The organism is methanotrophic endosymbiont of Bathymodiolus puteoserpentis (Logatchev) (assembly GCF_900128525.1).
Taxonomy (GTDB): Bacteria; Pseudomonadota; Gammaproteobacteria; order Methylococcales; family Methylomonadaceae; genus Methyloprofundus.
Map to the genome: position 1 here is coordinate 1 of NZ_FQTQ01000204.1, position 9,273 is coordinate 9,273.

Genomic DNA, 9,273 nt, shown 5'->3' on the forward strand with positions numbered 1-9,273 from the left:
CATGGCTTAGATGGTTTGGCAGGTGCAACGATTACTGGGGATGGGCAAATTGCTTTAATTCTGGATGTGCCGGGAATGATGAGGAAGTATGCTGGCTAAAAAGTAAGCTCTTGAATTAATAGTGCAGCAACGAGGGGGTCGTATTTGGGCTCAGGATGAGGCGAGTTGTACTTTTATGGTATGCCTAAAGCTATAGTAGGTGTCGGTATTGTGGCAAAAATAAGCACGCTAGTTGAGTTGATGCAAATTTTCAGAGAAATTAACTAATGGATGTTTTTAGTGTATTGGGTATATTGGTCGGCCTAGGGGCTGTAGTTGGTGGCAATATATTAGGTGGAGGGAGTCTTTCTTCCTTATTAAATGGCCCTGCTTTGATGATTGTTTTAGGTGGCTCTTTAGGAGCCGTTTTATTTCAGTACCCACCTAAAGTCATATTAAGGGCTGTAAAAATAATGGTATGGGTTTTTGTACCGGAGAAAATTAATCTAACAAGTGATATTGACCAAATTGTTGCTTGGAGTTCACTGGCTAGAAAGGAGGGTTTGCTGGGCTTAGAGGCTATTGCAGATAATGAGCAGGAAGTTTTTGCGCGTAAAGGTTTGCAATTGTTAGTGGATGGTAATGAACCTGAAATTATTCGAGAATGCTTGGAAGTTGATTTAGAAACGAAAGAGTATAGTGATTTTCAGGCTGCTAAGGTTTTTGAATCATTGGGTGGGTATGCACCTACGATGGGTATTATAGGTTCTGTTATGGGGTTAATTCAGGTTATGCAGAACCTTTCTGACCCTAGTATGTTGGGGATTGGTATCGCAACTGCTTTTGTTTCTACTATTTATGGTGTTAGTTTAGCAAATTTAACCTTTTTACCTATTTCGGCAAAATTGAAAGCTCATGCTTATGCTTTGTCTAATGCAAGAGAAATGATGATGGTCGGTATTGTAGCGATTGCTGAAGGTGAAAACCCACGTAATATTGAGTTAAAACTGTCAGGTTTTTTACACGCAACGACTTAACTAGGCGTCATAATAATGGCACGAAGACGAAAAAGGCATATTGAACCACCTGAAGATCATAATCGATGGTTAATTTCTTATGCAGATTTTATTACTCTGCTGTTCGCTTTTTTTGTAGTGATGTATGCTATTTCTTCTGTGAATGTAGGTAAGTATCGAGTGTTATCGGATTCAATGATCGAAGCATTTGAACGTAAAGGCGCCAAGCAATCTACTTCAGAATTAACGGATGGGGAGGGAGATTCGTCGCAGCCTATTTCTTTGGGTGAGCCTGCTACAAGTGCTATTGAGCCAGTCGTATTAGATCACTTTATTACGGCTGAGGAATTGCGTGATGTTGAGATTTCCGAGGAAGTATTAGAAGAACGGCGTAGATTGGGGCGTATTGCTGAGCAATTTGCATCTGCATTAGAGTCATTTATTGACGATGATTTAGTTGAAGTCAAAAAAAATGACTTATGGGTGGAAATTGAGATTAAAAGTGGACTATTGTTTGCTAGTGGCGACGCGGCTCTGCAGTCAAAGGCTGCGCCTGTATTAAAAAAGATTAGCGAAGTTTTACAAACCACATCAAACATTATTTATGTTGAAGGCCACACAGATAATATACCGATAGAAACTATTGAATTTCCATCTAATTGGGATTTATCATCTGCTCGAGCCGTTAGTGTGGCGCGTGAGTTAGTTAATGATGGCATAAATCCTGCTAGATTAGCTGCAGTAGGTTATGGAGATAATCATCCAGTTGCAGATAATAAAACCGCGGAAGGGCGCTTCAAGAATAGGCGAGTTACTTTGGTCTTGATTTCCAATTCGCTTGCTCGATATGGTGGAAAAAATAATGCACAAATAAAGGAAGTTGCGGAATAAGTTTTTATCTGTTGCAGATGATGAGCCTTTATAGTGTCGTTACTTTTATAGTGAGAAAATATTTAAACTCGCTGTTCATAAATGAGTGTCAATTATGAAAATATGGTCAGTTTCTAATCAGAAAGGTGGGGTAGGTAAGACAACAACGGTAATAACTCTAGGTGGCTTATTGTCATCTTGGGGATATAGAACACTGTTAGTCGATCTAGATCCCCATGGTTCTTTAAGCAGTTATTTTAAGCAAAACCCTGATGAAACTCAGGCTAGTGTCTATAATTTATTTCATAATGCCAGTCGTAAAGTTAAAGATTACAATCCTAGACCTTATATTATAAAGACAGAATTTGAAAATCTGTCCATTCTGCCTGCAGCAACGGCTATTGCAACACTAGATAGGCAAGTTGCTTCTTTGGGGGGCATGGGCTTAGTTATTTCTAGTGCATTAGCAGAAGTGGCTGATGAGTATGATTATGTCATTATTGATAGCCCACCTATGTTGGGAGTGTTAATGATTAATGCTCTGGCTGCTTGTGAATACTTATTAGTGCCTGTCATTACTGAATTTTTGGCATTACAAGGCCTAGACAGAATGGTACGGACGATTCAAATGGTTTATAAGTCCAGAAAGCAGGCACCTGGCTATAAAATTATCCCGACAATGTATGATAAGCGCACTAAAGCAGGTACTGAGAGTTTAAATTTCTTGCGCAACAAATATCCAGATAATGCTTGGCATTCTTTTGTGCCAGTTGACACTAAATTACGTGAAGCCAGTAGTATGGGGGTTCCTGCCTCTATTTATGATCCTACGTCTAAGGCAGTTGCGAGTTATTCTAATTTGTTGGATGAATTATTGCAGAAAGACAAGCTAGCTAAGGTCGCTGCGTCATGAGTAAAGTATGCGCTGTTGCGGTTAAGCAACTTATAGAGCAAGAGCTTGCGCTGGATTCTTATTTGGCGACAATGCTTGCTGAACTTCCATCTACAGAAGCTATTGAAGAACAAGAACGACAAGTTAAAAAAGTAGTTTCTTCGGCTGTTAAGGTGCAGGCTGCAACAGTTAAAACGCAAGAGCCGTCGATTGAATTGGTGGCTGATGTGGTTACGGCGAGCAAGGCATTATCTATTATGCCTAAATATGCTCAAGATGAGTTCTCTGCTTTATTTTTTAAAGTCGGGAATTTGGTTTTAGCTGCGCCATTAACAGATTTATCACGAGCCATAAGGTTTGATGGCAAAGTAACAAAAATCCCACAACAGCCACTTTGGTTTATAGGGTTAAAGGCTGAATTAGAGCAAAAAATAGGTATATTAAATATGGCCTATTTGATACAAGGAAAAAGTCGAGCAGGAATAAGAGATTATCAACAGAAGCCCTTTACCAATGTTATTTTGACCGAAGATGGCCAATGGGGCTTGGCTTGTGATGAATTATTGACCATTGCCAAGTTAACATCGGAACAAATTCGTTGGCGTACTGATAGGAAAAGCAAGCCTTGGTTGGTTGGTACGGTGATTGAGCAGCTGGTCGTAGTTGTGGATATTAATGAGTTAGTACCTAAACGGAAAAGATCCGAAGAATTAGGTATATAATTCATTTATTGATTTAGAATGTATGTTTAAACTTTAATAATTAGGCGACTGAATATGAGTGATGAGAAACAAAATGACCCTATCATGCAGTGGGTGACTTTTCGTTTAGGTGAAGAGAAGTACGGCATTAATGTAATGCAAGTGCAGGAAGTTTTAAGGGTTTCTGAAATTGCTCCAGTGCCTGGTGCGCCTACTTACGTTTTAGGTATTATTAATTTGCGTGGTAATGTTGTGACAGTGATTGATACGCGTAACCGCTTTGGCTTGATGTCTAAGGATCAGGATGATGCAACACGTATTGTGATTATTGAAACAGACCAGCACATTATCGGTATTATGGTAGATAGTGTGGCAGAAGTCGTTGATTTAAGAGCTTCTGATATTGAGACTGCGCCAAATGTCGGCAATGATGAAAGCTCTAAATATATACAGGGTGTAACAAGCAGAGATAACGAATTATTGATTTTAGTGGATCTAAATAAGTTTTTAAGTGATGAAGAGAATGAAGCATTAGATATGTTCTAAGCACTTAAAACTTATTATAAAATAATTAGAACTCCGGTTCTGAATCAGAAAAAAGTAAGCATAGCTAATACAGTAGCCTAGAAATAACCGATAAAACTATGAGGCTGTTAATAATTTAAAAACAATCATTTATACCGTTTTTTATGTTCTAAATTTAAGAGGTGCTGTACGAAATGGCGATGTGGGTGACGTACAATATACGGATAAAATTGTTTAATGGATACTGATTTGCTTATTATTGTTGTCTTATGTTTTTCTTTGCTCGGTTTAGGGCTGTTGTGGCTAGCCTGGGAGCAGCGAAAGTTAAAAAACATTAATCAAGTTTTAGCTGAACAGATCGATAGTATGTCTAAAGATATTGCGGGACTATGCTCGGCGGCTGTTACAGTTGATTCGCGTATCGCTATGAGTGCCGAACAAATAACTGATTTGCTTGATAAGTTAGGTGATTACGAGCATAAAGAATCAGAAGCTTCACCTTACCATAACGTTATTCAAAGAGTTCGTTCTGGCGCTAGCGAGCAGGAATTGATAAAAGACTGTGGCTTAAGTCGCGAAGAGGCGGCTTTATTGATTAAAGTGCATGGAAGTCGCTTTAATTAATCTATTTATTACCCTTGATAAAATCTTTGTTAGGCCGATAACCTAAATATCTGAGAGGTTATTACTATGTCTAAATTTCTACTGGCTTTTCTTTTTACCTATTTATTCGTTATATGCCGACCTCTTGGAGCGGTAGAATATTCTGCTGATATTTTAAATGCTTATTGGGAAAATAAGTCCAGTAAAACGACATGCGATTTAACTCAGGCGATTCCTCATTATGGAGAGGCATTTTTCTCACTACGTCCAGAAGAGCCATTACAATTTGGTGTGTATCAAGCACGTAATCCAGGGTTTGTTGTTAGCAAAGCAAATTTATCGGCATTACCTGCACCGTGGAGGCATGAATTTACACATTTAAAAAGCTACCCAGTTTTCATAGAGCAGCGTTCTGAATCAAAATATCTTTCAGTTTTTGGTGTTGATGCGGAAGCAATGATTGATGTTTTGCTCAGTGCTGAATTTCCTACTTTTACTTATGTAAATACTTATCAAGACAAGCCTATTGAACAAGTAAAGGTGACGGTTTCCGCGGTTAATTTTTCTGCTGCATATTCTCAATTTATTGCTTGCGGTCAACAGTTATTGCCTTATGCGATGGCATCTTTACAGGATAAGGTGTTTTATTTTTCCGAGGGAAGTAAACGGGTAGATCGGCAATATTTTATACTTATAAAGAAAATAGTGAAGTATATGCAAGTAATGAAAGATACTAAATTAGTGATAGTCAGTGATACGCAAAGTATAGGTAGGGCTGATGATAGATTATTTAAATCTAGAGCAAAAAAAATTGTTGATTTACTGGTAAAGCAAGGACTTAAAAAATCACGTATTGCAGTACAGTCTAAACTTTCTATGATAGATTTAGAAAATAATGACAAAATTCTTCGTATACATGTTTTTGGACCCGATGTTTTAAAAATGTTTTGGTTTAATAAAGGTAGTTTACATTTAACAGCTAAAGAAAAGCACCGTTTAGACTTAGTTGCACGGTATATGCAGCATCAAACAAAAGCACTAATTATTAACAGTCATACTGATGGTATGGGGCGTAAAGCGCATAATATGGTTGTGGCACAAAAGCGCGGTGAGGTTGTTAAACGTTATTTAGAGAGTCAAGGTGTATCAGCTGATAAACTGACTGTGCGGGCTTATGGTGAGAAGAAGCCTATTGCAAGTAATCGCACCCGAAAAGGTCAGGCGAAAAATCGGCGTGTTGAATTAAGCTTTGCACGTTGATTGAGAGAAAATGCAACAATATTCAGCACTTGTTACGGCTTTTATCTCGAATACGGTAAACTATGTGCTTGTTACTTTTGATGTTTTTTAAATAAGGGATTTTCTCCTTGAAATTTAAAAGGAGATAACTCATAATAATCATTCTTCAACGCTAGTGGTTGTCGACATTATGGTTACTGTGTCGGTCCTCTCGCAACGATATTCTGTCAACTCCGCCAGGTCCGGAAGGGAGCAACGGTAGCAGAAGATTCGTGTGCCGAGATGTGGCTGGCATGGTAGCCGCCCAATCTAAAATCTACCACGCAGCCATGAATCACCAGGTTCTCGCTAGGAAATGGCGTCCGCATAATTTTACCGAAATTGTTGGTCAAGAGCATGTTAGTCAATCATTGATTAATGCTTTACGGCACAATCGTCTGCACCATGCTTATTTATTTACAGGCACTCGCGGTGTAGGAAAAACAACTATTGCTCGGATCTTAGCAAAAGCAATCAACTGTGAAAATCTTCAAGATTATAATCCCTGTGGAGTTTGTGCTGTCTGTACAGCACTGGATGAAGGACGGTTTCTTGATTTAATTGAAGTTGATGCCGCTTCTCGCACTAAAGTCGAAGATACGCGTGATTTATTAGATAACGCCCAATACGCCCCAAATAGTGGAAAATATAAAGTTTATTTAATTGATGAAGTGCATATGCTTTCAGGGCATAGTTTTAATGCTTTACTCAAAACTTTGGAAGAGCCACCTGAACACGTTAAATTTCTGCTGGCGACCACTGACCCACAAAAAATCCCTGCCACTGTTTTATCTCGTTGTTTGCAATTCAATCTAAAGCGGCTCTCTATTAGTCAAATTAGTGAGCAAATGGCTTATATTCTTAATGCAGAAAAAATTGAATTTGAAGTAAGTGCATTGCGTTTACTCGCACGTGCTGCTGACGGCAGTATGCGTGATGGTTTGAGTTTATTAGATCAAGCGATTGTCTATGGTAATGATGTAGTCCATACGGCAACGGTCAGTCATATGCTAGGTACAATTGCCCAGCAACCAGTAGAGGATTTACTGCGTAGTTTAGCGGAAAATAACGCTGCAAGTGTACTGCACAAGGTAAAGGAAATGGCTGAATTAACGCCTGATTTTGCTAGTATATTGCAGCAAATGTTATATTTTTTACATCGCTTGGCGCTGGTGCAGCAAGTGCCAGCTATAGCGGAAGCAGATGATGATGCCGATATATTGCGTGAACTCAGTCCCTTATTTTCTGCTGAAAAACTACAGTTGTATTATCAAATTGCCTTAATGGGGCAAAAAGATTTAAGTTTATCCCCTGATCCAAAGTCAGGCTTTGAGATGATCTTACTAAGAATGCTTGCGTTTAGCCCGCAAAAAACTAGTGCAAATGTACAAAAAATAGCTCCAACTATTGCGCAAAAGTCTCGTTCTGCTATGGTATCTCCTACGGAAGTTAGGGCAATGCCTACCGACAGCAAGATTGCCAATAAAGAGGCGCCAGTAACGGCTAATGTTCGGCTCACAGAGGTGGATGAAGAGCTATCTTGGCATGAGATAGTGGCGACTATGAGCATTGTCGGGCTAACGCGCGAATTAGCAAATAATTGTATTTTAGAAGGGGTCGATGAGCAGCAATGTCGCTTGATTTTAGATCCCAAGCAAGCGCAAATTAGAAGCCCTCGCTCAGAAGAAAAATTACAAGCAGCTGTGCAAGCTTATTATAAGCGACCGCTCAAATTAGTGATTAAAACAGAAGCGGTAGTTGCTGATACACCTGCTGTACAAATACAAAAAGATAAGATTAACCGTCAACAGGATGCTGTTGATGCTATTGATAATGATGAAAATATACAGGCATTAAAAGCAAATTTTGATGCTCGTATTATTCCAGGCTCAATTGAGCCAGTTCAAAATAATGATTAGGAGAACTTAATGAAGGGCGCACTCGGCAATATTATGCAGCAAGCTCAGCAGATGCAAGAAGATATGCAGAAAGCTCAGGCTGAACTTGAAAACTTGGAAGTAACCGGTGAATCCGGTGGTGGTATGGTTAGCATTTTAATGACAGGAAAAAGAGAAGTGCGAAAAGTCTCTATTGATGATGCTTTAGTAGGTGATGACAAAGAAATGCTAGAAGATTTAGTTGCTGCGGCGATTAATGATGCTGTGCGTAAAGTTGCTAAATTAAAAAAAGAAAAAATGGCTGATGTTACTGCTGGTATGCCTATTCCTCCTGGCTTCAAAATGCCGTTCTAAAGATGCAGAAACAAGGCTTATTAACTGATGTCATTGATGCCTTGTGTTGTTTGCCTGGAGTTGGTCCTAAGTCCGCTCAGCGTATGGCATTACACTTATTTCAGCGCGATCGAGGTGGGGCTGATAATTTAGCTAAAGCATTACAAGTAGCAGCCGATAAGTTAGGTAATTGTAAAAAATGTCGTACTTTAACTGAGTATGAATTATGCAGTATTTGTGCTAGCCCCACGCGTGACCAACATCTGGTTTGTGTAGTAGAAAGCCCAGCAGATGTTTGGGTTATTAATCAGGCGACAGACTATCAAGGTATGTTTTTTGTTTTAAATGGTCGGTTATCGCCTTTAGATGGTATTGGTCCTGATGAAATTGGCATAGACCAGCTTGAACAGCAATTAGCAGTTAATCAGGTAACAGAGCTTATTCTGGCAACTAATTCTACAGTCGAGGGTGAAGCGACTGCGCATTTTATTGCACAATTGGCTTTAGCTAATCATGTGCAGGTTAGTCGCCTAGCGCATGGAGTGCCAGTAGGCGGCGAGCTTGAATTTATTGATAGTAGTACTTTGGCGCATGCTTTTAGCGGGCGTCGTTCAATTGAATAAGGGGAGGGCTATGACAGATTGTTTATTTTGCAAAATGGTTGCTGGAGAAATTCAGCCTGATATAGTTTACGAAGATGAGCAAGTTCTTGCGTTTAGAGATATTAACCCTAAAGCACCGACACATATTTTAGTTATTCCTAAACAGCATATAGCGACCTTAAATGATTTGCAGGATAAAGAACTTGCCGGATATTTATTGCAGACTGTTGCGCAGATCGCGGCAATAGAAGGTATTGCTGAGACTGGGTATCGTACCGTTATTAATTGTAATAATGAAGGTGGGCAAGAGGTTTATCATTTGCACTTACATTTATTAGGTGGTCGTCCTATGGCATGGCCTGCGGGGTAGTACAATGCTAAGTAATGTGACTACAGATCAGGTATTTACTTGGGCCGAACGTTTAACGAAACAGAGTGATTTCAATGCTTTGACTAAAGAAATCGACGGTATTCTAGGGTCCTTGCAAGGTGTTTATAAGTAAGCGTCAATTAAACCACACATTCTAAACCGCCTAAAATAAGTGCAAACTAAGCTTTTCATTTCAAAATGGGAGG

11 protein-coding genes and 1 other RNA gene are annotated in these 9,273 nt (G+C 39.3%); all 12 read left to right on the forward strand.

All coding sequences use genetic code 11. The features are described 5' to 3' along the window. The first annotated feature begins 266 nt into the window (after positions 1-266). The 12 genes from BQ7314_RS14795 (at position 267) to BQ7314_RS14850 (ending at position 9,067) form a co-directional block, all read left to right on the forward strand. Positions 267-1,016 carry a flagellar motor protein gene (locus tag BQ7314_RS14795; RefSeq protein WP_174484463.1) on the forward strand — a complete coding sequence of 250 codons (750 nt, stop codon included), beginning with the start codon at positions 267-269 and terminating at the stop codon, positions 1,014-1,016. 15 nt (positions 1,017-1,031) lie between these two features. Beyond that, positions 1,032-1,886 (forward strand): flagellar motor protein MotD, encoded by an 855-nt coding sequence (motD, locus tag BQ7314_RS14800; RefSeq protein ID WP_174484464.1) that lies wholly within the window; start codon positions 1,032-1,034, stop codon positions 1,884-1,886. Between the two features lie 94 nt (positions 1,887-1,980). Next, complete coding sequence (locus BQ7314_RS14805) at positions 1,981-2,778, forward strand: ParA family protein (RefSeq protein WP_174484465.1); 798 nt, start codon at positions 1,981-1,983, stop codon at positions 2,776-2,778. Beyond that, a complete protein-coding gene (locus BQ7314_RS14810) occupies positions 2,775-3,479 on the forward strand; it encodes a chemotaxis protein CheW (protein ID WP_174484466.1) in 705 nt (234 codons plus the stop codon). The genes BQ7314_RS14805 and BQ7314_RS14810 overlap by 4 nt, the downstream gene beginning before the upstream one ends. Positions 3,480-3,533: 54 nt before the next feature. After that, entirely contained in the window at positions 3,534-4,004 is a 471-nt protein-coding gene (locus BQ7314_RS14815; RefSeq protein WP_174484467.1) for a chemotaxis protein CheW, read from the forward strand. 216 nt (positions 4,005-4,220) lie between these two features. Continuing rightward, positions 4,221-4,607 carry a DUF2802 domain-containing protein gene (locus tag BQ7314_RS14820; protein ID WP_174484468.1) on the forward strand — a complete coding sequence of 129 codons (387 nt, stop codon included), beginning with the start codon at positions 4,221-4,223 and terminating at the stop codon, positions 4,605-4,607. Between the two features lie 66 nt (positions 4,608-4,673). Further along, the gene (locus tag BQ7314_RS14825; protein WP_174484469.1) at positions 4,674-5,846 is read left to right on the forward strand and encodes an OmpA family protein; all 1,173 of its coding nucleotides are present in this window, start codon (positions 4,674-4,676) and stop codon (positions 5,844-5,846) included. Between the two features lie 179 nt (positions 5,847-6,025). Further along, positions 6,026-6,122, forward strand: an RNA gene (gene ffs / locus BQ7314_RS14830) — signal recognition particle sRNA small type. A gap of 32 nt (positions 6,123-6,154) precedes the next feature. Further along, positions 6,155-7,783, forward strand: coding sequence for a DNA polymerase III subunit gamma/tau (dnaX, locus tag BQ7314_RS14835; RefSeq protein WP_174484470.1), 1,629 nt, complete (start codon positions 6,155-6,157; stop codon positions 7,781-7,783). Between the two features lie 9 nt (positions 7,784-7,792). Beyond that, entirely contained in the window at positions 7,793-8,116 is a 324-nt protein-coding gene (locus tag BQ7314_RS14840) for a YbaB/EbfC family nucleoid-associated protein (protein WP_174484471.1), read from the forward strand. Positions 8,117-8,118: 2 nt separating this feature from the next. Then, positions 8,119-8,718: a recombination mediator RecR gene (gene recR, locus BQ7314_RS14845; RefSeq protein WP_174484472.1), complete on the forward strand. Its 600-nt coding sequence runs from the start codon at positions 8,119-8,121 to the stop codon at positions 8,716-8,718. Positions 8,719-8,728: 10 nt separating this feature from the next. Beyond that, on the forward strand, positions 8,729-9,067 hold the full coding sequence (locus BQ7314_RS14850) for a histidine triad nucleotide-binding protein (RefSeq protein WP_174484473.1): 339 nt from the start codon (positions 8,729-8,731) through the stop codon (positions 9,065-9,067). Positions 9,068-9,273: the final 206 nt, after the last annotated feature.

Coding starts and splice junctions, on each gene's coding strand:
- BQ7314_RS14795 (WP_174484463.1), top strand. CDS start 267: ATGGATGTTTTTAGTGTATTGGGTATATTGGTCGGCCTAGGGGCTGTA.
- motD (WP_174484464.1), top strand. CDS start 1,032: ATGGCACGAAGACGAAAAAGGCATATTGAACCACCTGAAGATCATAAT.
- BQ7314_RS14805 (WP_174484465.1), top strand. CDS start 1,981: ATGAAAATATGGTCAGTTTCTAATCAGAAAGGTGGGGTAGGTAAGACA.
- BQ7314_RS14810 (WP_174484466.1), top strand. CDS start 2,775: ATGAGTAAAGTATGCGCTGTTGCGGTTAAGCAACTTATAGAGCAAGAG.
- BQ7314_RS14815 (WP_174484467.1), top strand. CDS start 3,534: ATGAGTGATGAGAAACAAAATGACCCTATCATGCAGTGGGTGACTTTT.
- BQ7314_RS14820 (WP_174484468.1), top strand. CDS start 4,221: ATGGATACTGATTTGCTTATTATTGTTGTCTTATGTTTTTCTTTGCTC.
- BQ7314_RS14825 (WP_174484469.1), top strand. CDS start 4,674: ATGTCTAAATTTCTACTGGCTTTTCTTTTTACCTATTTATTCGTTATA.
- dnaX (WP_174484470.1), top strand. CDS start 6,155: ATGAATCACCAGGTTCTCGCTAGGAAATGGCGTCCGCATAATTTTACC.
- BQ7314_RS14840 (WP_174484471.1), top strand. CDS start 7,793: ATGAAGGGCGCACTCGGCAATATTATGCAGCAAGCTCAGCAGATGCAA.
- recR (WP_174484472.1), top strand. CDS start 8,119: ATGCAGAAACAAGGCTTATTAACTGATGTCATTGATGCCTTGTGTTGT.
- BQ7314_RS14850 (WP_174484473.1), top strand. CDS start 8,729: ATGACAGATTGTTTATTTTGCAAAATGGTTGCTGGAGAAATTCAGCCT.